This is a genomic window from Streptosporangium sandarakinum, from assembly GCF_050942225.1.
In the GTDB taxonomy this organism is placed as follows: Bacteria; Actinomycetota; Actinomycetes; order Streptosporangiales; family Streptosporangiaceae; genus Streptosporangium; species Streptosporangium nondiastaticum.
In genome coordinates, this window is sequence record NZ_CP192034.1 from 5,259,673 (window position 1) to 5,282,045 (window position 22,373).

The following is a 22,373-nucleotide window of genomic DNA, read 5'->3' on the forward strand; positions in this document are numbered from 1 at the left end:
GGGACGGGCGCCGCTCAGAGGAGCGTCTTGAGGAAGCGGCGGGTGCGGTCGTCGTCCCGGACGTACTCGGCGGCGACGAAGTCGGTGACCCCGGCCTCGGCGAGCGCGGCGAGCTGCGCCGCGACCTCGTCCTCGTTTCCGACGATCGCCACGTCGGCCGGGCCCGCGGCCCCCTCGCGGTCGAGCATCGCCCGGTAGGAGGGCAGATCGCCGTAGCCGGCGAACACCTCCCCCGCGCGGGTCCTGGCGGCCTCGGCGTCGTCGGTGACGCAGACCGGCAGGGCGCACACGATCCTCGGCGCGGGCCGCCCGGCGGCCCGCGCCGCCTCGGTCACGGCGGGCGCCACGTGCCCGGCGACGGTCTTGGGGCCGGTCATCCACAGTACGGTGCCGTCGGCCTTCTCCCCCGCGAGCTTGAGCATGCGGGGCGCCAGCGCGGCGATGAGGACGGGCATGTCCCCCGCGCCCGGGGTGGACAGCTGCACGTGCGCCCTGAGCGTCTCGCCGTCGAAGTCCGCCCGCTCACCCCGGACCAGGGGAAGCAGGACCGACAGGTACTCGCGCATGTGGCGGGCGGGCCTGTCGAAGCCGTAGCCGTACATGTCCTCGATCACGATCCGGTGCGACAGTCCGATACCGAGGGCCAGACGCCCGTCCAGGGCGGCGTTGACGGTGAGCGCCTGCTGGGCGAGCGCCGCGGGGTGGCGGGGGTAGCTGGGCACGACCGCGGTGCCGAGCTCGATGCCGGGCACCGCGCCCCCGGCGACGGCCAGGGCGGTCAGCGCGTCGAGGCCGAAGATGTTGGAGATCCATGCCGAGGAGAAGCCGTCGTCGGCGCCGCGGGCGATCCGGTCTCTCAGCTTGCCCAGCGCGTCCGGCCCCTTGGGCTCGGTGATGAACAGTCCGACTCGCATCGTTACCGAACTCCGTTCTGGTGGGTCCGGCCAGTCTAGAACGATGTTCGTCCGCCGGTCCCGTCGCTCGATATCGTCACCGGCCGCGCGCCGGGATCGCCGGTCGGCCGCCTCCTATCCATCGGCCCGGGTCACCCATTCCAGCGCCCGGGCCAGGTGTTCGCGGAAGGCCGGCTCGGCGTACGACTCGATCGTGTGGCCGAGAGCGGTGTAGAAGGACCGGCCGCCGAGCCGCTCGTGGCACCAGGCGACGGGGTGGTCGGCGCCCATGGCTCCGCCCTCGTAGGTCGGCTCATCCACCCGCAACAGCACGCGCGCGTCGGGGCGGGAGCGGAAGTCGTACCACTCGTCGACGCGCGTCCAGGCGGCCGGCAGGTGGGCCGTGGCCGGGTGGTCCCGGTCGCAGACCGTTATCGTGGCGGGCTGCACCTCCGGGTGCCGGTCGAACCACGCGCCGACCAGGTCGCCGTAGAACGGCCACCCGTACTCGGTCGCCGCCGCGGAGTGCACGCCGAGGAAGCCGCCGCCGCCCCGCACGTACGCCTCGAGGGCGGCCCGGCCGGCGTCGGTGAGCACCTCGCCGTTGGTGTTCATGAACACGACCGCGGCGAAGCCAGCGAGACCGTCCGGGGTGAAGACGCCGGGGTCCTCGGTGGCCTCCGTCCCGGCGTTGAGCCGCCGGATCGCCTCCACCCCGGCGGGGATGGAGTCGTGCCGGAACCCGGTCGTGCGGGAGAAGACCAGAACCCGGCTCACGCGACGCCCTCCCTCTTCCCCCGGCCGCATCGTCAGAAGTACCTCGGTGCGAGGTCCGTCGTCGGCCACGTCTTCACGCCGGAGGCGGCCTTGCCCAGGATCGGGTCGATCGAGTCGAAGTCCGGGGTGCCCTCCTCCTCCCGGCGGTTGAAGATCGCGCAGTAGCTGACGCCGTTCTGGATCCTCGCCAGGAAGGCGAACGTGCCGGGCATGGAACCGTTGTGCCAGGTGTTGAGCCCGCCCTCGTTGTTGTTGCGGACGTACCAGCCGAAGCCGTACCACGAGCCGCCTGAGTTCACGCCCGTCTCGGGCTTGGCGAACACCCGGGAGATCGACGTCGAGTTCAGCACCGGCCCGGCGGCGTCGAAGGCGAACCCCCACTTGACCATGTCGACGGCCGAGGCGAGCCAGCCGCCGTTGGCGTCCTGGTTCGGCATGTTGAAGCCGCCGTAGGGGTACGGCACGACCGTGCCCGAGTCGTTGAGGACGGTCTTGTTGGTGTACTTCGAGGTGTAGGGCACCTCGATGGAGGCGGCCTCCGACGCGAGGCTGCCGCCCAGCATCGGCCGGGTGACCCCGAGGGGCGTCAGGAGCTTCTGCCTGACGTACGACTCGTAGCTCATGCCGGAGACCTTCTCGATGATCCGGCCGAGCAGCATGTACCCGTAGTTGCTGTAGACGTGCTTGGAGCCGGGGTCGAAGTCGAGCTTCCTGGCGGTCGTCCACTTCATGATGTCGGCGTGGTCGATCGGCAGCGGCACGTCGAGCGACGCGGAGATCGCGTGGTCCGCCCAGAGCGGGTCCGGCGACGCGCCACGGTCCCAGCCGCCGGTGTGCTGCAGCAGCCGCCAGACGGTGACCTTCGCCAGGCGCGGGTCGGCCGTGGTGGACAGTCCCAGCAGGGACGCCACCGACGCCCCGAGGTTCAGCTTGCCGTCCTGGGCCAGCCGGGCGATCGCGGCCCCCGTGATGTTCTTGCTCAGGCTGGCGACCCGGAAGAGGGAGGTGGGCTGCACCTTCCGCAGGGTCCCCGACCGTCCGTAGACGCCGTAGCCGCGGGCGAGGAGGATCTTCCCCTTGCGGGCGACCGCGAGCTGGGCGCACCCGATGTCGCGTTCCGCGATGTAAGTCTTCATCGCGCTGTCGAACCCGGCGAGCGCGCTCGGCACGACGCCCGTGGTGATGGTCGCGGCCTCGGCGGGCCGGGCGCCGAGCGCGAGCGCGGGCACGACCCCCGCGCCCGCCTGGAGAAGCCGTCGCCGGCTGATCGTCGTCACTTTGCCCCCCGTGTACGGAAAACTTCGAGGGTCTTTACTATCACGGCCCGGACCTGCGGTGATCTCCGCCGGCGTGTGGAACGTTCCGCGCGGACGGGGTCGTGGAAGGAGCCGGATCCCCCGCGGGGCACGGAATTCTCTCCGGAAGGCGGCACCGGGACCGCTGCGCCCGGCCGGAAACGGGAGCATCATTGCCGCATGGCCGAACCGGTGCCGTCAGGAGCCCGCTCTCCCGTCCCCCGCTCCGTCCCCTCCGTCTCCCGCGCCGCGCGGGGACCCGGACGGCCGGACCTCCGTACGGCCGGCGGATCACGGGAGGGCCGCCGGTGAGCCTGGCCGAGGACGTGCGGTTCGGGGTGCTCGGGCCCATCCGGGCCGAGGTGGGCGGCCGGCCGGCGCCGCTGGGCGGGTCCCGCCAGCGGGCCGTGCTGGCGCTGCTGCTGATCGCGCGGGGCAGGAGCGTCCCGGCGGAGCGGATCCTGTCCGAGGCGTGGGACGGCTCCCCGCCGCCCTCCGTCACGACGCTCCACGGATACGTCGCCGGCCTGCGCAGGACGCTGGAACCGGAGCGGGCTCCCGGCGCCCCGGCCCGGCTGCTGGTGCGCGAGGGGCCTGGATACGCCCTGCGCGCCGCCCCGGACGCGGTCGACGCCGAGCGCTTCACGGAGCTGGCCGCCCGCGGCCGGCACGCGCTGGAGGACGGCGACCCGGAAGAGGCCGCCGACCTCCTGGGACAGGCGCTCGCACTCTGGCGGGGCCCGGCCTACGCCGACTTCGACGGGGCGGCGTTCGCGACGCCGGACGCCACCCGGCTGGAGGAGCTGCGGGCCGCGGTGCGCGAGGACCGGCTCGCCGCCGTCATCGCGGCGGGGCGGCACGCCGCCGCCGTGGGCGAGCTGGAGACCCTGGTCGCCGAGCAGCCGCTGCGGGAGCGCGGCTGGGAGCTGCTGGCCCTCGCCCTGTACCGGTCGGGGCGGCAGGCCGACGCCCTCGCCGCGCTGCGCAGGGTGCGCAGGCGGCTGGCGGACGAGCTGGGCATCGACCCCGGCCCCGGCCTGCGCGACCTGGAGGCGGCGGTGCTCGCCCAGGACCCGCGGCTGGCCCCGGCGCCCGAACGGCGGAACCCGCGGCCGGTCCCCGCGCCCGAGCCGCCCGGCCGCGTCCCCTCCCCGGACCGCGGTCCCGGCGCCGCCGGGCAACCTGCCGTTCTCGCTGTCCAGCTTCGTCGGCCGCGGCGGCGACCTCGCGGCCGTCGCCGGCCTGCTGGGCGGGCACCGGCTCGTCACGCTCACCGGCCCGGGCGGTGTCGGCAAGACCCGGCTGGCCCTGGAGGTCGCCCGCGCCCGCGCCGACGCCGACGGGCCCTGGCTCGTGGAGCTGGGCGGGCTGCACGTGCCCGAGCCGCTGACCGCGACCGAGCTGCTGACCGCGACCGTCTCCGCCGCCCTGGGCCTGCCCACCGTCTCCTCCCCCGACCGGCTCGCCGCGACGCTCGTCGAGCGCGACACGCTGCTCGTCCTGGACAACTGCGAGCATCTGCTGTCCCCCGCCGCCGAGCTGGTCCACACCCTGCTGACCCGCTGCGGCGCCGTACGGATCCTGTGCACCGGCCGCGAGCCGCTGGGCATCACCGGTGAGGCGATCTACGAGGTGCCGCCCCTGCCCGCCGCCACGGAGGCCGTGGAGCTGTTCCTGCACCGCGCGACCGCCGCCCAGCCCGGCTGGACGCCCGAACCGGGCGACCGGGAGCGGATCGCCGCCCTGTGCGAGGGACTCGACGGCATCCCGCTGGCCGTCGAGCTCGCCGCCGCGCAGTGCCGGATGCTGTCCGTCGGCCAGATCGCCGACGCCCTGGAGGACCGCTTCACCCTGCTGGTGGGAGGCTCGGCCGACCGCCCGGACCGCCACCGGACGCTGCTGGACACGGTCGCCTGGAGCGACCAGCTGCTGGAGCCGGGCGAACGCCGGTTGTTCTACCGGCTCGGCGTGTTCGCCTCCGGCTTCGACCTCGACGCGGCCGCCGCCGTCGGGGAGGTCGCCCCCGTCCTGGGGCCGCTGTCGGCGCTGGTCCGCAAGTCGCTGGTCACCGCCGTGCCCGGAACGGCGCCGCGCCGTTACCGGATGCTGGAGACGCTGCGCCGGTACGCCATGGGCGCGCTCTCGCCCGCCGAGCTGGGCGACGCCGAGAAGCGCCACCGCGCCTGGGTCCTGGCCAGGGCCGAGAACGCCGAACGCCACCTCCGCGGTCCGCAGGGGGCGGAGCTGCTCGACGCGCTGAGCCGCGACCAGCCGGAGTTCCGGGCCGCGTTCACGTCGGCGCTGGCGGACGGCGAGGGCGAATACGTGCTGCGGCTGGGCAGCGCGCTCTTCTGGTTCTGGTTCCGCCGGGGCCATGTCACGGAGGGGCTGGCCTGGCTGACGGAGGGGTTCATCCGGGCCCCCCGGGCGGGCGCGGGCCTCCGGGCGCCGGCCCGGTTCGCCGAGGCGGCGCTGAACTACCTGGCCGGGTATCCGGGGGCGGGGCACCTGTCGGCGAGCATGGCCGTGGAGGAGGCCCGCGAGGCCGGTGACCCGGTGACGGAGGCGGGCGCCGCCTCCTACGCCGCCTACCTGGGCCTGCTGACCGGGGTTCCGCTCGACGCCGCGTCGTCGGCCCGCGCGGCCGTCGAGATGGCCCGGGGCACCGCCCAGGTCTGGCTGGAGGCCGAGACGCTCATGGTCCAGGGCATGGTGCTGCGGGTCCTGGGGGACCTGCCGGGCGCCGACGCGGCCTTCCGGGAGGCCATCGCCGCCGCCCGCGCCAGCGGCCACGACTGGGCTGCGGACGGAGCCGCCTGGTGCGACATGAAGACCGCCTGCGACCGCGGGGACGGCCTCCGGGCCCTGACCGTCGCGGGGGACGTGCTGGCCGCGATGGACCGCTACGGGGACATCTCCTTCTGGCTGGTGACCGTGCACAGTACGGCCCGCGCGCTGGCGCTGGCCGGGCGGGCCGAGCAGGCGGCCCTGCTGATGGGCGCGGTGCAGGCCATCGGAGCCCGGGCCGGTGTCTCCCCGGAGCTGATGGACCCGCTGGACGGGCCGCGTGAGGCCGCCGCGGTCCGCGAGGCGCTGCCGCCGGAGGAGTACGAACGTCACGCGGCCCGCGGCCGCGCGCTGTCCCGGCAGGAGGCGAGCGCCCTGCTCACCGCCCTGATCGCCGACCTGACCGGCCGCCGCCGCCCGTGACGGCGGCCGGCCGTACGGCTTCGTCCGTACGGTCCCGCGCGGGCGGCCGGGGACGTCCGTACGGCCGGGCCGGGTCCTCTCCGGGGCCGCGGTCGCCGACCGGGATCCTCTTCGAAGGCGTGACCGCGGGCCGGGGTCCTCCTATCGGAGCCGCCGGCGCTGGGAAACCGCTGGGAGGTCGCTGGGCGGCCGCTGGGTGATCGCCGGGGAAGCCGTCTCCCGGTGGCCTCCCAGCGGCCGTGCGCATCCTCGTTGTCATGAGCACGGCGCCGCCCGCGAGGCGGCCGGACGACGAGGGGTGGGACACCATGGAGGACACCGGTCACCGGCCGTCCGAGCGCGCCGGGGACAACGGACACGCCGGACGCGCGGAGCCTCCCGGACACGGCGCGCGCGGCGGGCGCTCTGAGCGCTCCGATTTCCCTGAGCTCTTCGGGCGCCCCGGACGCTCCGGCCACGCCGTCGTCGCCGGAGCGGGGATGGGCGGGCTGCTGGCGGCCCGGGTGCTGAGCGAGACGTTCGGCCGGGTCACGGTGGTCGACCGGGACGCGTTGCCCGGCGAGGGCGTCCCGCGGCGGGGCGTGCCCCAGGGCCATCACGCGCACGGGATGCTGTCCCGGGGCTGCGAGGTGCTGGAGGAGCTGTTCCCCGGGCTGACCGCGGACCTGGTCGCGGCGGGCGCCGTCGCCTGCGACCTCCAGGGCGACGTCCGCTGGTACAACGACGGCCGGCTGCTGCGTCCCGCGCCCTCGCGGCTGCGCGGGCTGTCGGTGAGCCGGCCGCGGCTCGAGCGGTCCCTGCGGTCCCGGGTCGAGGCCCTTGCGAACGTGACGATCCTCGACGGCTGCGAGGTGGTCGAGCCGATCACCGGCGCCGGCGGCGCGGTCACCGGGGTACGGCTGCTGCGCCCCGGCCACCGGCCGCAGGACATGCCGGCGGACCTCGTGGTGAACGCCACGGGCCGGGGCAACCGGGGCGCCGAGTGGCTGCGCCGGCTGGGGTACGGGCCGGTGCCGGAGGAGCGCGTCGACTCCCGGCTGGTGTACGTCTCGCGCGAGTACCGCCGCCGGCCGGGCGACTCCGACGCCGTCGCCCTCATCGTGGGGCACGGCGCGGCCGTCCCCAGGGGCGGGGTCGCGCTCAGCGCGGAGGGCGACCGCTGGCTGGTCACCCTGTACGGCATGGGTGACGACGTCCCGCTCGTCGACCCGGAGGGATACCACCGGTTCGCCGCCCGGCTCCCGGTCCCCGACCTGCACGACCTGCTGCGGCGGCTGGAACCGCTCGGGGCGCCGCGGCCGATGCGCGTCCCGGTGAGCGTCCGCCGCCGGTATGAGCGGCTGGACCGCTTCCCCGAGGGCTACGTGGTGTTCGGCGACGCCCTGTGCCAGTTCAACCCCACCTACGGGCAGGGCATGACCGTGGCGGCCTGCGAGGCCGTGGCGCTGCGCGAATGCCTGGCGGACGGCGGGCTCGACGGCCTGGCCCGCCGCTTCTTCCGGCACGCCGCGCGGATCATCGACGTGCCGTGGGACATGTCGGCCGGCGGCGACCTGCGGTTCCCGTCCGTCGAGGGGCGCCGCACCGCGCGCCTGCGGCTGCTGAACGGCTACCTCGCCCGCCTCCACGTGGCCGCCGAGGCGGACCCGGTGGTCGGGAACGCCTTCCTGAGCGTCGCCAACCTGCAGGAACCGCCGCGGCTGCTGCTGTCACCGGGCGTCCTGGCCCGGGTGCTCCGGCCGCGGCCCGGCGGCGTCCCGGCCGGGCACCGGCCCGCCGCCAGGGAGGAGATCCCGACCGGCCGCTGACGGCCCGGCGCGGCGAGATCCCGCCGACCGGCCCGGCCCGGCCCGGCGAATCCCGGCGGGCCGCCCACCACCGGCCCGCCCGGGCCGGGCGCCGCGCCTCCCCCGGTTCATCGGGGCGGGAGCGGCATCTCCCCGGCCCGTCAGGGCCGGGCACCGTACCTCGCCTCCCCGGAGAGGCGGTCCCGGAAGGGACCGGAAACCCCCAGTGAGACCTCACGCGAAAGGACACCACCATGATCAAGAACATCGTGACCGGAGCCGTGCTGGCGGCCGCCGTCGTGGCGGGCGGGACGGCCGTCGCGGCCCCGGCCTCCGCGCAGACGGGCTCCGCGGCCAACGCGGTCTGGGTCGAACCCGGCGCCACCAGGTCGTTCCTCGTCATGTGCCCCTCGTACGCGCCCACGATGCTGACCGGCACGATCAGCGTCACCGCCGGCACCGGGGTGTCGGTCACCACCAGCCTGGACACCGACTCCGACGCCTTCAGCCGCGACAGGCTCACGGTGACGGCCACCAACGGGAACGCCGTCCGCGCGTACGTCTCGGCCAAGGCGTCCTGCACGAGCTGACCCGCTCCACGGGGCCGCGGCCCGCCGCCGGACGCGTCTGGCGGCGGGCCGCGGCCCTGACGGGGCGTTCCCGGTGACGTCCGGCGGACGGCCGGGGGCCGTCACGCCCTCGTCGCCGGATGCGGGACGTCAGGAGACCGAGGCGGGGAACCGCTCCCAGACCCGGTGGGCGGCCATCAGCCCGCGCACGCCGTTGAGGACCTCCATGGCGGAGTCGCCGCGGACGACGCCCGGCGCGCCGGTGATCCCGGCGCGCTCCAGCACGGCCACGCCGGCGCCCCAGGCGCCGATCGCCTTGGCGTGCCGCCAGCACTCGTCGATCAGGAGCGTCACGCGCGGGTCCACCGCGGCGGAGCCGCCCGCGCCCGCCTTGGCGTCACGCGCGGGTACGGCGTCGGGCGCCGGCACCGGCGCGGCGGCCAGCAGCAGCGCGTCGAACTCGATCGACCGGGCGGTGGCGAAGGTCCGTTGCACGGGCATGTCCCCCACCATGCCGCCGTGCGGGGCGATCAGCAGCGGCACCATGCCGGCGGCGAACACGGCCGCGCGCAGCTCGCGCACGCCGTCGAGGTCGGCGTCGTCGTCGACGACGACGCCGACGATGCGGCCGTCGGCCGGCCACTCCCCGCCCACCTGCGAGAGCGCGGGGCTGGGCGCCGGGTCGGTGACCGGCAGCGTCGGCTTCGGCTCGGGCAGGCCCAGCCCGGTGGCGACCTCCCGGCAGAGAACCGGGTCGATGTTCGCCAGGCACTGGAGCTGGCGCTCCTTGATCGCCTGCTCGTAGCACTTGCCCAGCTCGAAGGTGTAGGCGCGGATGATGTGCTCCTTCTCCACCGGCGACATGCTCAGCCAGAACAGGCGGACCTGGCTGAAGTGGTCGTCGAAGGACACGGGGTTGGCGCGGACCTTGCGCGCCTGGGCGACCCGGACCGGTGTGTCGACGAACGCGTGCTCACCGTCGCCCGCGACGAACGGGTTGCCGCCGTCGAGGGAGTTCGGCCGGTACGGCGCGACCCCGGCGTGGACGGCGTGCTGGTGGAAGCCGTCCCGGAGCATGTCGTTGACCGGGCAGCGCGGCCGGTTGACCGGGATCTGCGCGAAGTTCGGGCCGCCCAGCCGGGTGATCTGCGTGTCGACGTAGGAGAACAGCCGCACCTGCAGCAGCGGGTCGTTGGTGACGTCGATGCCCGGCGGCAGGTGGCCGACGTGGAAGGCGACCTGCTCGACCTCGGCGAAGAAGTTCGTGGGCGTCCGGTTGAGCGTCATCCTCCCGATCGGCTGCACCGGCGCGAGCTCCTCCGGCACGATCTTGGTCGGGTCGAGCAGGTCGATGCCCTCGAAGGTCTCGTCCGGGGTGTCGGGGAACACCTGGATGCCGAGCTCCCACTCGGGGTACGCGCCCGCCTCGATCGCGTCGTAGAGGTCGCGGCGATGGAAGTCGGGATCCATGCCGCCGAGCATCTGCGCCTCCTCCCAGGTCAGGGAGTGCACGCCGAGCTTGGGCTTCCAGTGGAACTTGACCAGCACCGTCTCCCCGGCGTCGTTGACCAGCCGGAAGGTGTGGACGCCGAAGCCCTCCATCATCCGGAAGGAGCGCGGGATCCCGCGGTCGGACATGTTCCACATGGTGTGGTGCTGCGCCTCGGTGTGCAGGGAGACGAAGTCCCAGAACGTGTCGTGCGCGCTCTGCGCCTGCGGGATCTCCCGGTCCGGATGCGGCTTGCCGGCGTGGATGACGTCGGGGAACTTGATGCCGTCCTGGATGAAGAAGACCGGGATGTTGTTGGCGACGAGGTCGAAGGTGCCCTCGTCGGTGTAGAACTTCGTCGCGAAGCCGCGGGTGTCGCGGACGGTGTCGGCCGATCCGCGCGAGCCGAGGACGGTGGAGAACCGTACGAAGACGTCGGTCTTCCGCCCCTTCTTGAGGAAGCCGGCCCTGGTCACCGCCTCGGCGGTGCCGTAGGCCTCGAACACGCCGTGGGCGCCGGCGCCCCGGGCGTGGACGACGCGCTCGGGGATGCGCTCGTGGTCGAAGTGGGTGATCTTCTCGCGCAGGTGGTGGTCCTGCAGCAGGGTCGGGCCGCGCTCGCCGGCCTTCAGCGAGTGGTCGGTGTCGCGCAGCCTCGCCCCCTGCGCGGTGGTGAGGTAGGCGCCCTGCTGACCCTTCGACGTGGTGGGCGCGCCGGTCTCCGCTCCGGTCGGCGTGACGGTCGCGGGAGCGCCCTGCTCCCTCTTCGGCGGCAACGGGTCGCGCGGCGTCGTCGGCTCCTCGATGGTCGGCGGGGCGCTGCCCGGTGAGCCGGGGACATCCGGCGTCAGAGCGTCGGCCACCTTCTCGGCGGCGTTCTTCACGGCATCCTTGACCGCCTTGGCGGGCTTGCTGGCATCCATGTGGCGAATTCCTCCCCGAACCGATAAGACCAGGCCCCGAACCGATAAGACCAGGTCAGCGCGCCGTACCCGCGGGTAAGGGAGTGAAACGTCCGGGCGGGTCCGCGAGGCGCGTGTCCGCGCCGCCGGACGTCCGGATGAAAGCCGCTGGACGACCGGACGAAGGTCGAAACGTCCGGGTGAAGGTCGAAACGTCCGGGCAGGGCCGCCGCCGTCACCGGCCCGATCATCACCTGGCGGCTCCTCCCTACAATGGCCGGGTGAATCTGGATCGGGTCGTGTGCGGCGCATGCTGAGCGCGGCGGGGCTGGGCGCGGAGGAGGAAGCCGCCTACCGGCTGCTGGTCAGGACCACCGAGGTCGAGCCCGACGCCCTGGCCGAGGAACTGGGCGTGGCGGCCGAGGTCGCGCGGCGGGCGCTCGGCTCGCTGCTGGCCAAGGGGCTGGCGCGAACCGTGCCGGGAGATCCCGGCCGGTTCACGGCGGTCGCTCCCGACGTCGCGCTCGCGGCCCGGCTGCACCGGCGGCAGGCCGAGGTCGACCGGGCGCGGCAGGCCATGGAGCAGCTCACGGGAGAGTACCTCGCACACGCGCGGCGCCGCGAGGCGGCGCAGCTCATCGAGGTGATCACCAGCCGCACGGCGCTGCGCGAGCAGCTCCGGCTGCTGCAGGACGGCGCCCGGCACGAGGTGCTCAGCCTCTGCCGGGCCGGGCACGTGGCGATGACCTCGCAGGAGAACAGCGAGGAGCTCGCGGCGCTGCGGCGCGGCGTCGGCTACCGCGTCATCTACGAAGGGGCGTTGCTGGAGGAACCCGGCATGCTGGTCAACCTCGCCGAAGGCATCACGCTGGGGGAGCAGGCGCGCGCGTTGCCCGTCCTGCCGGTACGGATGATCATCGCGGACGGCGAGCTCGGGGTGCTCCCGCTCATCCAGCACACCGACGGCCTGACCCAGCTCACCGCCGCGCTGATCAGGCCCAGCAGCCTGCTCGACGCCCTCAAGGCGCTGTTCGAGAGCCTGTGGGAGCGGGCCACCCCGGTCAGCCTCACCAACCCGGGCAGCCCGCTCGACGCCGACCATCTCTACCTGCTGTCGCTCCTGGTCGCGGGCGTTCCGGACAAGTCGATCGCCACCCAGCTCAAGATCTCGCACCGTACGGTGCAGCGCAGGATCGCCTACCTGATGGAGCGGGCGGGTGCGCAGACCCGGATGCAACTGGCCTGGCACGCCGCCCGCGAGAACTGGCTCTGACCGATCAGTAGGCCCTGATCACCGTCTGCTTGACCGTGTTGCCGGCCGAGTCGGTGGCGGTGACCCGCAGCGACGGGTGCGGGCGCAGGACGATCGCGTTGTAGCGTCCGCCGCCGAGTGCGATCACCGGCTGCTCGCGCCACGTCGCGCCGTCGTCGTACGACAGCTCCAGCTTCAGGTCCTTCGCGCGCGCCCCGCTCACGCCCTCCTGATGCCGTACGGCGAAGCCCACCAGACCGGGGCGCTCCGGGCGCACGTCATAGTCGACCTGCAGCAGCGGCAGTACGCGGTCGCCCGGCTTGGAGCGGAACGTCCAGGCCGTCTCGGTCGCGGTCGCCGTGGTCCACTCGTCCGAGGTGCGCTTGGTGGACAGTTCCAGCCGGTAGGCGGCCTCCTGCGGCGCCGCGGGGAACGCGCCCCAGGCGGCGTCGCGCTCGGCCACCAGCGTGCCGTCGCGGAAGAGCCGGGCCGAGGCGGTGTCGTTGTCGACGCCCGCGCGGGAGACGTGCCCGGAGGAGTCCACGAACTCGGGGATCCGGATCTCCATCGTGTCGCCCTCCCGGGTGGAGGGCTTGAGCCAGGCGGGGATCGCCGGGCGGACGACCGGGGCGTGCCAGCTCTCGCTGATCCTCGCGCCGGGCCGGTAGGTGCGCGGCTGCTCGGTCATGCCGTCGAGCAGCCGGCCCATGTCGCTCCAGACGTACTGGTGGTTGACGAGGTGCTGCCAGAAGGAGCCGTTGGCGCTGACGTATTCGGTGCGCTGCAGCGGGGTCTTCACGATCCGCTGGGTCTCCATCTGCTGGCCCAGCGAGTACGACTGCCAGGGACGCCAGCCGAAGCGCTGCTCCTTGGCCCAGCCGAAGCCTCCGTTGTCGGCATATGTCGTGTCAACACGCGCGGTGTTGCTGTCGTTCACCTCATGCACGATCTTGTCCGGCACGCGGCCGTCGGAGACCTGCATGACGTCGTAGAGGTAGGGCGAGTTCATCAGCCCCGTGACCTCCAGCTTGGCGTTGCCCTTCTTCGTCCGCGCCAGCATCCGCTGACCGTCGTCGTTGGCGACCACCAGCGCCGGGATCGGCAGGTCGGCGCCGACCGGCTTCCAGTCACGCCCGAACGGGTCGTCGGGGGCCATCACCAGGATCACGGCGACTGCTCCCGCCTTGATCGCGGCCGCGGACGGGTCGCCCCAGTCGACGTCCTCGCTGCGGATGACCGCGGCCTTGCCCTTGGACCCGGCCGCCCCGTCGGCGAGCCGCCACATGTGCCGCCCCTCCACGCCCGGCGACCCGCCCAGGAACCCCATCGGGTACGGCTCCCCCGAGCCGGGCACGCGGGCGGTGAGCTTCGGCGCGACGAGCTGCCAGCGCGACGCGAACTCGAACGAGCCGTCACGCACCGGCTGGGTCGGTGAGACGTTGAGCCCCTCGATGACGTCGAAGTTCATGACGCCCTGGGAGATCTTGCGCGAGCCGAACGCGCGATAGGTGAAATAGGTGTAGATGCCCACCTGCTCGGCGGGTTCCCTGGTCCTGATGGTCACCGGGGTGGTCTTGCGGAAGTCGAGCACCACGTCCAGGTCGCGGTCGACCTTGAGCTCGGGGATGACGACCATGCCGTCACGCGGGTGCATCCGGCCCCAGCCGCCGCCCAGGTTGAGCGACTGCGTCATGTAGGTGCCCTCGGACACCTCCACGGTCAGCCCTTCCTGGGGCAGCCAGGTGAACAGGTCGTCCTGCTGCGACGCGCCGAACATCGACAGCGTGTCGGCGCCGGTCGGCTTGCCCGCGGCGTCGATGGCGGTGAAGCGGACCTTGTGCTGCGGTCCCTTCCAGGTCAGCGCCAGCGTGGTGTGCACCTGCTCCGCGCCCGCCGTGGCGGTGACCAGCCCGCCGTACCGGCCGAAGGAGAGCCCGGCCAGGTCCACCGTGACCTTGACGTCGGCGGTGCCGCCCGCCGGGACCGTCACGGTCCTGGCGCTGAGCTCGGCCTTGTCGAGGGTGGCGGCCAGCTCCAGCGTGACCGGGGCGGCCGTGCCGTTGGCGTAGGTGATGGTGCCCTCGGCCGTGGCCGCGCCCTCGTCCTGCTGGTGTTTGCCGAGGTCGACCACGCCGGTCGCGGTCACGCCCTGGCGCACCGCGCGGGCCACGTCCAGGCGGCCGGCGCCGGCGTCGTCGATCTGCTGGCCGGCGATGGGCTTGGCGGAGCCGACCAGCGCGTCCTTGATCTGCCTGGCCGTCCAGTCGGGGTGACGCTGCTTGACGATCGCGGCGGCCCCGGCCACGTGCGGCGTGGCCATCGAGGTGCCGGACGCGGCGGTGTATCGCTCGTCCACCGGCTCGCCCATGCTGGTGCCCGTCGCGCGGGCCGCGACGATGGCCACGCCGGGGGCGGTGAGGTCGGGCTTGGGCGCGTCGTCCAGGCGCGGGCCCCGGCTGGAGAACTCCGCGAGCACGTCCTTGCCGTCGACCGCGCCGACGGTCAGCGCCGAGGTCGCCGCGCCGGGAGTGCCGATGGAGTAGGCCGAGCCGTCGTTGCCCGCCGCGACCACGAACAGGGCGCCGGTGCGCTCGGTGAGGGTGTCGACGGCGACGCTGAGCGGGTCGGTGCCGTCCGTGGCGCCGCCGCCGAAGCTCATGTTGATCACCGATGCGCCTTCGGCGACGGCCCACTCCATGCCCTCGATGGCGCTGGACAGGGTGCCCGAGCCGTCGTCGCCGAGCACCTTGCCGACCATCAGCTCGGCGCCGGGGGCGACGCCCTTCCTGCCGTCGCCGCCCGCGATGGTGGCGGCCACGTGGGTGCCGTGCCCGTTGCCGTCCTGGACGCTCGGCTCGTCGGTGAACACCTTGGTCTTCTTGACGCGGCCGGCCAGGTCGGGATGGGTGGCGTCGACGCCGCTGTCCAGCACGGCGACCTTGACACCCTTGCCGTCGAACCCGGCCTGCCACGCCTCCGGCGCGCCCACCTGCGGCACGCTGTGGTCGAGCGTGGCCTTGACCTTGGCGTCCAGCCAGATCTGCGTCACGCCCTGCGACAGCGTGGCCCGCTGCTCGTCGAGCGACTTCTTCCACAGCTGACCGATCGTGCGCTTGTCGGCGGTGACGACCCGGCCGTTCACGCTCTCCAGTTCGGGCGCGGTCGCGCTCTTCGGCGCGGAGCCGTCGTAGAGGAACAGCAGCGGCAGCTTGTCCGTCTTCGCGTCGTCGTACCCCTGGGCGATCAGCCGGGTGACCGAGAACAGGCTCGGGTCCAGCCGCTTGGCCGCCAGGAAGGGGATGATGTCCTTGGGCAGGACCCGCAGCTCGCCGTTCTCCTCGGTGGTGTGGAACGCCATCCGCTCACGGCCCGGCCCCGGCTTCACCTCGACCGTGTGCCTGCCCTGTTCGGCCTGCCTGACGGTCACCACGTCCCCGGTGATCAGCGTGACCCGGTGGACGCTTCCGCCGGCGGGCTCGGCCGCGGCCGCGGGTAACGGGGGGCTCAGCAGGGCGGCGGTGGTGACTCCTGCCACCGTCACATGGGCGGACCAGTGCATGGGGGTGAAACCTCTCGTAGCAACAACTAGTGAGCACGAGAGTGGGTGATGGGATGCCTGGTGCGCCAGGTGTCGCACGTGCCGTTTGTCCGCCATGTCGCGATTGCGACACCGGGCGGATCCGCTCGCGCGTCAGCGAACCGTCGCCGGCCCTGACACCGGGCCGGTACGGCGACGCCCTCGGCACCGGCCGGAGGCCGTCCGCGTCCCCCGGCGGGGGCCAGGACGCCCGCGCCTCCGGCCGGTGCCGCCGAAGGGCGCCGAGGCGATGGATCGCATCTTCCCGAGGGGTGACGGCGGGACGTGGTCACCCAGCCGGTCACACAGAAAATCAAAGAGGCCGCTTCCCGTCTGGGAAGCGGCCTCTGAGCCGGTGGGCGATACTGGGATCGAACCAGTGACCTCTTCGGTGTGAACGAAGCGCTCTCCCGCTGAGCTAATCGCCCGCCCTGTCCGGCGCCTTGCGGTGCCGACGTGGAAAACCATACAGCACTCCCGGCGTTCTCGCGAAGCGAGCCCCGGGGGCGCCGGGCGACCGCGAAGGCGACACGATGACCGCCCAAAGATCGGAGGATGCGTCCACCGGGGGGCTACGGTGTCATAGCATCGTCCTAGTCCGAAGAAGCACTGAACCAGCCCAGGCTGACCCCCTATGCCCGAGACGCCCCGCCGGGGAGTCGACGGTGACCAAAACGATACGCAAAACCCTTGTAAATATGGCCCTGTTGGAGATGTTTAGCCAGGTAGAGGCCCAAATGTCGCGCTGTGATGTGTGTTACAGAAGGGCCTGGAGGCGGAATCTTTCCTACAGGTTTCTTTGTTCCGTGTCATAGCTCGGGACACAGTCCGCCAGAGCAGTGAAAGCCCCGCAGAGGGGACCTACGACGAAAAAGGTTTGGCTGACGATGAACAGCTCCACCGTCTCCGCCGAGCTTGGCCTTCGGCTTGTGGTCCCCGACCGTACCACCGTCCCCCTGCTCGCCGGTCTCAGCTACACGGCCGATGACCCGTACGCGATCAGAATGGCATTCCATGTGGGAAACGACGAACCGGTCGAGTGGATCTTCGCCCGCGAGTTGCTGACCGTGGGCATCGTGCGGCGCGTCGGCGACGGCGACGTCCAGGTGTGGCCCGCGCGCGCAGACGGCGAGCGCACCCTGCACATCAGCCTCACGTCCCCGTTCGGGCAGGCCCTGTTCGAGGTGCCGCTGGCTCCGCTGACGGAGTTCCTGCACCGCACCTACGAACTCGTGCCGGCCGGCCGGGAGGCCGACTTCATGGATCTCGACGCCGAGCTCAGCAACATGCTCTGGAGCTCCTGAACCTCTTCACCCGACGCCATCCGACGCCCGCCGCGACGACGGCGGGCGCGTCGAGCCCCGCGTACGGCATGTGACGCGCGGCTTCCGTTCGGATCTCCACGCACGGCATCCGGCTCCCATAATGGGGCAAAGGCCGCCGATCTGATGGAGATCCCGTGCGATCGACCGTGGTGCTGGGACTGACAGCCCTCCTGCTCGCGGCGGGATGCGCCGCCGGCCCCGAACCCGCGGAGCACGCGGAGTCAGCGGGTCCCGGGAGGTCGCCGGCCGCCTCGCCGGCGCGGACTTCGGGCGGCCCGGCGGCCGGGGACGTGGCGCACAGTCCCAACGTCGCCCACGTGGCCAACGTCCCGCCCGCGGCGCCGTTCGACGGCCCCGATTCCTGGGGCACCGACCTGGCCTTCCAGGGTGACTACGCGTTCGCCGGCAACTACGAAGGCTTCACCGTCTACGACATCGCGAACCCGGAAAGGCCCGCGGTGGTCAGCCGGGTGCTGTGCCCCGGCGCGCAGAACGACGTGTCGGTGCACGGGAACCTGCTGTTCCTGTCGATCGACTCCCCCCGCCGCGGACCGCGGTGCGACACCGACCCGGGCGCGACCCGGGTCGGCGAGGGGTGGGAGGGCATCCGGATCTTCGACATCACCGACAAGGCCCGTCCCGTCTTCGTCTCGGCGGTCCGCACCGAGTGCGGCTCCCACACCCACACCCTCGTGCCCGGGGACGACCCGGGGACCGTGTACCTCTACGTCTCCTCCCCCGGCCCCGAGCCGGACTCCCGGACCTGCCCGGCGCCGCACGACAGGTTCTCGGTGGTGGAGGTGCCGGTCGGGAGGCCGGCGGCGGCCAAGGTGGTCGCGCGGCCCCGGATCTCCGGCGTCGAAGACGTGGATCACCCCGCGGGCTGCCACGACATCACGGTCTACCCGGAGAAGGACCTGGCGGCGGCGGCCTGCTTCGGCGACGGGTTCCTGCTGGACATCTCCGACCGCGTCCGCCCGAAGGTGCTCCAGCGGGTGCGCGACGAGAAGAACTTCGCGCTGTGGCACTCGGCCACCTTCGACAACGCCGCCGGCAAGGTGGTCTTCGGCGACGAGCTGGGCGGCGGCGCCGTCGCCACCTGCGACGCCGGCACCCCGGCGACCCGCGGCGCCGCCGCCGTGTACGACGTCGTCGGCGGCCGGAGCCTCCGGCTCCGCTCCTACTTCAAGATCCCCCGCGAGCAGCGGCCCGGGGAGAACTGCGTCGTACACAACGGATCGCTGCTGCCGGTCCCCGGCCGGGACGTCATGGTCCAGTCGTGGTACCAGGGCGGGGTGTCGATCTGGGACTTCACCGACGCGGCGCGGCCGAGGGAGATCGGTTTCTTCGAGCGCGGCCCCCTCGGCGACGGCCGGGAGGGCGGCTCGTGGTCGGCCTATTACTACAACGGCCACATCTACTCCAGCGACATGACCCGGGGCCTGGACGTGCTCCGCGTCGACGACCCGCTGACCGACCCGGCAAGGAAGGTCAGGCTGGCGGAGCTGAACGCCCAGACCCAGGTGTCATACGCGGAGTGACCGCGACCGGTCCCGGGGCGCCGCCGTACGACCGGCGGCGTCTCCGGGACGGCGTCTTTGGGGCGGAGCCTCCGGCCCGCGGGCGCGTCACGGCCGGGCCGCCGGGAGCGGCCCGGCGGCGGAAGCGGCCCGGCGGCGGATCACGGGTCGAGGTCGGCGGCGCCCCGCTCGGCGAAGACCCGCATCGCCTTGGCGGTGATCGGGCCCGGCGCGACCGGGAGCACGGTCTGGTCGACCGCGCGGATGGGCTGGATGTCGCGGGTGGTGGAGGTCAGGAACGCCTCCTCGGCCTCGTAGAGGGCCGACAGCGGGACGTCCTCCTCGGTGCCGCCGCACCACTCCAGGGTGAGCGCCCGGGTGACCCCGGCCAGGCAGCCGGAGGCCAGGGTGGGGGTGATCAGCCGCCCGTCGCGCACGATGAAGACGTTACTCCCGGTGCCCTCGCAGAGGTTCCCGGCGAGGTTGGCGAAGATCGCCTCGCCGCCGCCCCGCGCCTTGGCGTAGGAGAGGGCCTTGGCGTTGTCGCCGTAGGAGGTGCTCTTCACCCCGGCGAGCGCGCCGCGCTCGTTGCGCGGCCAGGGCACGACGGTGACGTCGGCGGTGGCCGGGAAGGGCTTCTGCTCACCGACGATCACCACGGTGGTGCAGCCCTGGTCGCCGCGGTCGGAGCCGAGCGGCCCGGGGCCGCTGGTATAGGTGACGCGGATCCGGCCGAGCGGCCAGGCCGGGGCCTCGGCGAGGCACGCCCGCACGCCCTCGGCGATCGCGTCGGTGTCGGGCTCGGGCAGGTCCATGCGCCGCGCGGAGAGCCGGAGCCGGTCGAGGTGGCGGGTGAGCGCGAAGGAGACGCCGTTCACGCATTTGATCGTCTCGAACACGCCGTCGCCGACCATCAGGCCGTGGTCGAAGACCGACACCGTGGCGCCGTCCGCCGGAACGAGTTTCCCGTTGAGCCATATGGGGGTGTTCATCAGTTTCCTCCTGAACCTGCCGAACCGGATGTGGAGGCGAGCGCGACCAGCCGCGCGGCCTTCAGCTCGGTCTCGTGCCATTCGCGTCGTGGATCGCTGCCCCAGGTGATACCCGCGCCGGTGCCGAAGCGGATCTCACCGGAGGAGATCCAGAAAGTGCGGATGCCCACGGCCAGCGACGCCCGGTCCCGGTCGGCGTCGACCCAGCCCACGGCACCACAGTATGGCCCGCGCGGCTCGGGTTCGAGTTCATCGATGACACCGAGCGCGGTGGATTTCGGCGCGCCGGTCACCGAACCGGGCGGAAACGTCGCCGCCAGCAGCTCCGGCCAGCCGTACCCGGGGGCGAGCCGGGCCCGGACCGTGGAGACCAGGTGCACCAGGCCGGGGTGCTCCTCGACCTCGCACAGGGCCGGCACGGTGACCGAGCCGACCTCGGCGACCCGGCCCAGGTCGTTGCGGACCAGGTCGACGATCATCACGTTCTCGGCGCGGTCCTTCTCCAGCAGGTCGTCCGCGGTGGCCCCGGTCCCCTTGATCGGCCTGGACTCGACCACGTCGCCGTCCCGCGACAGGTAGAGCTCCGGGGAGGCCGACACCACGTCGCGGCCGGGCAGGCACACCGTGGCGGCGTACGGGGCGGGGTTGCCCTCGGCCAGCCGTACGGCCAGCGCCAGCGGGTCCGCGTCCCCGGGCAGCGGCGCGGTCAGCACCCGGCACAGGTTGGCCTGGTAGACGTCGCCGCGCTCGATGCGGGCGCGGATGCGGCGCACCCCCTCCTCGTAGGCGGCCTGGTCGAGGGAGCTGCGCCAGGCCGAGGGGTCTGGGCCGCGCCAGGGGCGGCGGGGCGCGGGCAGCGGCGCGCGGCGGACGTCGTCGAACCGCGCGCAGGTGACCTTGCCCTCGTAGTCGAGCACGACGGCCCACCAGCCCTCGCCGTCGAGCGCGGACACGTCGGTGGTGACGTCGCGGAGCCGGGTGGCCAGGAACCCTCCGGCGTGGGCGAACGAGTCGTGCATACGGCTATTGTCCCGCCGCCTCGGCGAGCAGGCGCACCAGTGCGCGGGCCGCGGGCAGGGGCGTGCGGGGCAGGGCGGTGGAGACCGTCCGGCGCGGGGCCGACCCGCCGAGGGAGCGCAGCACCAGGCCCGCCGGTACGGCGGGCGCGGCCAGGGCGGGCACCAGGGTGATGCCGAGCCCCGCCGCGACGTACCCGAACTTGCCGGTCCACTCGGCGATCCTGACCGTGGCGCGGGGGGCGAACCCGGCGCGGGCGCACGCCTGGGCGAGCATGGTCGTCCCGCCGGGCGACGGGGCCTCGATCCAGGTCTCCTCGCGCAGCTCGCGCAGGTCGACGACCTCTCCCCCGGCTCCCCCGGCTCCCTCGGCCAGCCGGTGCCCGCGGGGCAGCGCGACCAGCAGCTCCTCCTCCATCAGCTCGGCGAGCTCCACGTCCTCGTCGTACGGCAGGCCGGCCGGGTAGTCGCTGACCACCGCGACGTCCAGCTCGCCCTCGCGCATCCGGCGCAGCAGGCCGCCGCTGGGGCCCTCGACGGGGGTGAGGGCCACGTCGGGGAAGCGGTCGGCGAAGGCGCGCAGCGCGCCGGGGACCAGCGCGACGTTGGCGGTGGCGAACGCGCCGACGCGCAGCGTGCCCCGGTGCCCGCCGTGGATGCCGGCCAGCTCCTCCTCGGCGCGGGCCAGCCGGTTCAGCACCACCCGGGCGTGGTGGTGCAGCGCCTGCCCGGCCGGGGTCAGCCGTACCCCCCGGGCCAGGCGGTCGAACAGCGGGCCGCCCGCCCGCGCCTCCAGGGCGGCGATCCGCCGGGAGACCGCCGACTGGGTGTAGTTGAGCCGGGCCGCGGCCGCGGTGAACGAGCCGGTGGCCGCCACGGCGTCCAGCAGGCGCAGCGCATCGGTGTCGTACACATTCCTCCTACGCATGGATGACATGAAATGTAGTCGCTGGTGGAATGGCATGGGTCTCCGTACGGTGGCCCGCATGATTGCTTTCCTCGGTCTGGGGCGTATGGGCGCCCCGATGGCCGGCCGCCTCGTCGCGGCCGGATACAGGGTCACCGTGTGGAACCGCACCCCTCGCGCGCCGGAGGGCGCGACCGTCGCCGGCTCCCCCGCCGCGGCGGCGGCGGAGGCGGAACTGGTGATCACCATGCTCAGCGATCCCGAGGCGGTCCGGCGGGTGCTCACCGAGGCGCTCCCCGGCCTGCGCCCGGGGACGCTGGTGGTGGAGATGTCCACGATCGGGCCGGAGGCGGTGGCCGGGCTCCGCGAACTGCTCCCCGCGAAGGTGGGCCTGGTGGACGCGCCGGTGCTGGGCAGCGTGGAGCCCGCGCGGGACGGCACGCTGACCGTGCTGGCCGGTGGCGCGCCGGAGGACCTGGCGCGCTGCCGCGAGGTGCTGGAGGTGTTCGGCCGGGTCCGGGAGGCGGGCGGGCCGGGCGCCGGGGCCGCGCTCAAGGTGGCGGTGATGAGCGCCCTGGTCCCGGCCCAGGTGCTGCTGGCCGAGACCCTGGCCCGCGCGGAGGCCGGCGGCGTGGACGCCGGCGCGTTGCTGGACGTGCTGGGCGGCACCCCGCTGGGCGGACTCGTCGAGCGGGTGCGGCCGGCGGTCGAGAACGGCCCGCCCGGGACGCGCTACGCCCTCGGGCTGGCCGCCAAGGACCTGACGCTGGCCTCCCCGGGGCGGGGACGATCGCGGCGGCGGCCCGGGACAGGCTGCTGGAGGCGGCCGCGGCCGGGCTGGGCGGCGCGGACCTGACGGCGG

15 protein-coding genes and 1 tRNA gene are annotated in these 22,373 nt (G+C 73.6%); 7 read left to right on the forward strand and 9 right to left on the reverse strand.

The window, feature by feature from the left end; translation table 11 throughout:
• Positions 1-14: 14 nt before the first annotated feature.
• From ACQP10_RS24595 to ACQP10_RS24605, 3 genes are all read right to left on the reverse strand, one after another.
• On the reverse strand, positions 15-914 hold the full coding sequence (locus tag ACQP10_RS24595; protein WP_346022628.1) for a TIGR03564 family F420-dependent LLM class oxidoreductase: 900 nt from the start codon (positions 912-914) through the stop codon (positions 15-17).
• A gap of 114 nt (positions 915-1,028) precedes the next feature.
• Complete coding sequence (locus ACQP10_RS24600) at positions 1,029-1,670, reverse strand: ThuA domain-containing protein (protein ID WP_218912690.1); 642 nt, start codon at positions 1,668-1,670, stop codon at positions 1,029-1,031.
• 32 nt (positions 1,671-1,702) lie between these two features.
• Complete coding sequence (locus ACQP10_RS24605; RefSeq protein WP_346022629.1) at positions 1,703-2,947, reverse strand: serine hydrolase domain-containing protein; 1,245 nt, start codon at positions 2,945-2,947, stop codon at positions 1,703-1,705.
• Between the two features lie 326 nt (positions 2,948-3,273).
• Here ACQP10_RS24605 and ACQP10_RS24610 point away from each other — a divergent pair, with 326 nt between their 5' ends.
• The 3 genes from ACQP10_RS24610 to ACQP10_RS24620 all read left to right on the forward strand — a co-directional run bounded on the left by ACQP10_RS24610 (position 3,274) and on the right by ACQP10_RS24620 (position 8,552).
• Positions 3,274-4,584, forward strand: coding sequence for an AfsR/SARP family transcriptional regulator (locus ACQP10_RS24610; protein WP_433539772.1), 1,311 nt, complete (start codon positions 3,274-3,276; stop codon positions 4,582-4,584).
• A 1,848-nt stretch (positions 4,585-6,432) separates the two neighbouring features.
• On the forward strand, positions 6,433-7,983 hold the full coding sequence (locus ACQP10_RS24615) for an FAD-dependent oxidoreductase (RefSeq protein WP_433539773.1): 1,551 nt from the start codon (positions 6,433-6,435) through the stop codon (positions 7,981-7,983).
• Between the two features lie 233 nt (positions 7,984-8,216).
• Positions 8,217-8,552, forward strand: coding sequence for a hypothetical protein (locus ACQP10_RS24620; RefSeq protein WP_346022632.1), 336 nt, complete (start codon positions 8,217-8,219; stop codon positions 8,550-8,552).
• Positions 8,553-8,681: 129 nt separating this feature from the next.
• On the opposite strand, the gene ACQP10_RS24625 is transcribed toward ACQP10_RS24620, so the two are convergent.
• Complete coding sequence (locus tag ACQP10_RS24625) at positions 8,682-10,943, reverse strand: catalase (protein ID WP_346022633.1); 2,262 nt, start codon at positions 10,941-10,943, stop codon at positions 8,682-8,684.
• 289 nt (positions 10,944-11,232) lie between these two features.
• Here ACQP10_RS24625 and ACQP10_RS24630 point away from each other — a divergent pair, with 289 nt between their 5' ends.
• Positions 11,233-12,195, forward strand: a complete 963-nt coding sequence (locus tag ACQP10_RS24630; protein ID WP_346023223.1) for a helix-turn-helix domain-containing protein — start codon at positions 11,233-11,235, stop codon at positions 12,193-12,195.
• A 4-nt stretch (positions 12,196-12,199) separates the two neighbouring features.
• Here ACQP10_RS24630 and ACQP10_RS24635 read toward each other — a convergent pair whose 3' ends face one another.
• Both ACQP10_RS24635 and ACQP10_RS24640 read right to left on the reverse strand, forming a co-directional pair.
• Positions 12,200-15,733: a S8 family peptidase gene (locus ACQP10_RS24635; RefSeq protein WP_433539774.1), complete on the reverse strand. Its 3,534-nt coding sequence runs from the start codon at positions 15,731-15,733 to the stop codon at positions 12,200-12,202.
• Positions 15,734-16,107: 374 nt separating this feature from the next.
• A tRNA-Val gene (locus tag ACQP10_RS24640) sits at positions 16,108-16,179 on the reverse strand.
• 459 nt (positions 16,180-16,638) lie between these two features.
• Here ACQP10_RS24640 and ACQP10_RS24645 point away from each other — a divergent pair.
• On the forward strand, positions 16,639-17,055 hold the full coding sequence (locus ACQP10_RS24645) for an SsgA family sporulation/cell division regulator (RefSeq protein WP_179827758.1): 417 nt from the start codon (positions 16,639-16,641) through the stop codon (positions 17,053-17,055).
• A gap of 155 nt (positions 17,056-17,210) precedes the next feature.
• Positions 17,211-18,617, forward strand: a complete 1,407-nt coding sequence (locus tag ACQP10_RS24650; protein ID WP_433539775.1) for an LVIVD repeat-containing protein — start codon at positions 17,211-17,213, stop codon at positions 18,615-18,617.
• 140 nt (positions 18,618-18,757) lie between these two features.
• Here ACQP10_RS24650 and ACQP10_RS24655 read toward each other — a convergent pair whose 3' ends face one another.
• From ACQP10_RS24655 to ACQP10_RS24665, 3 genes are read right to left on the reverse strand one after another with little or no spacing between them, the layout of a single operon-like run.
• On the reverse strand, positions 18,758-19,588 hold the full coding sequence (locus tag ACQP10_RS24655; protein WP_346022636.1) for an aminotransferase class IV: 831 nt from the start codon (positions 19,586-19,588) through the stop codon (positions 18,758-18,760).
• A complete protein-coding gene (locus ACQP10_RS24660) occupies positions 19,588-20,607 on the reverse strand; it encodes a chorismate-binding protein (RefSeq protein ID WP_346022637.1) in 1,020 nt (339 codons plus the stop codon). The genes ACQP10_RS24655 and ACQP10_RS24660 overlap by 1 nt, the downstream gene beginning before the upstream one ends.
• Before the next feature lie 4 nt (positions 20,608-20,611).
• Positions 20,612-21,517, reverse strand: a complete 906-nt coding sequence (locus ACQP10_RS24665; protein WP_433539776.1) for a LysR family transcriptional regulator — start codon at positions 21,515-21,517, stop codon at positions 20,612-20,614.
• A 73-nt stretch (positions 21,518-21,590) separates the two neighbouring features.
• Between ACQP10_RS24665 and ACQP10_RS24670 the strand changes: the two genes are divergently transcribed.
• Positions 21,591-22,367 (forward strand): NAD(P)-dependent oxidoreductase, encoded by a 777-nt coding sequence (locus tag ACQP10_RS24670; protein WP_433539777.1) that lies wholly within the window; start codon positions 21,591-21,593, stop codon positions 22,365-22,367.
• The last annotated feature ends 6 nt before the right edge of the window (positions 22,368-22,373 follow it).

Coding starts and splice junctions, on each gene's coding strand:
- ACQP10_RS24635 (WP_433539774.1), bottom strand. CDS start 15,733: ATGCACTGGTCCGCCCATGTGACGGTGGCAGGAGTCACCACCGCCGCC.
- ACQP10_RS24615 (WP_433539773.1), top strand. CDS start 6,433: ATGAGCACGGCGCCGCCCGCGAGGCGGCCGGACGACGAGGGGTGGGAC.
- ACQP10_RS24620 (WP_346022632.1), top strand. CDS start 8,217: ATGATCAAGAACATCGTGACCGGAGCCGTGCTGGCGGCCGCCGTCGTG.
- ACQP10_RS24645 (WP_179827758.1), top strand. CDS start 16,639: ATGAACAGCTCCACCGTCTCCGCCGAGCTTGGCCTTCGGCTTGTGGTC.
- ACQP10_RS24660 (WP_346022637.1), bottom strand. CDS start 20,607: ATGCACGACTCGTTCGCCCACGCCGGAGGGTTCCTGGCCACCCGGCTC.
- ACQP10_RS24595 (WP_346022628.1), bottom strand. CDS start 914: ATGCGAGTCGGACTGTTCATCACCGAGCCCAAGGGGCCGGACGCGCTG.
- ACQP10_RS24630 (WP_346023223.1), top strand. CDS start 11,233: ATGCTGAGCGCGGCGGGGCTGGGCGCGGAGGAGGAAGCCGCCTACCGG.
- ACQP10_RS24655 (WP_346022636.1), bottom strand. CDS start 19,588: ATGAACACCCCCATATGGCTCAACGGGAAACTCGTTCCGGCGGACGGC.
- ACQP10_RS24670 (WP_433539777.1), top strand. CDS start 21,591: ATGATTGCTTTCCTCGGTCTGGGGCGTATGGGCGCCCCGATGGCCGGC.
- ACQP10_RS24625 (WP_346022633.1), bottom strand. CDS start 10,943: ATGGATGCCAGCAAGCCCGCCAAGGCGGTCAAGGATGCCGTGAAGAAC.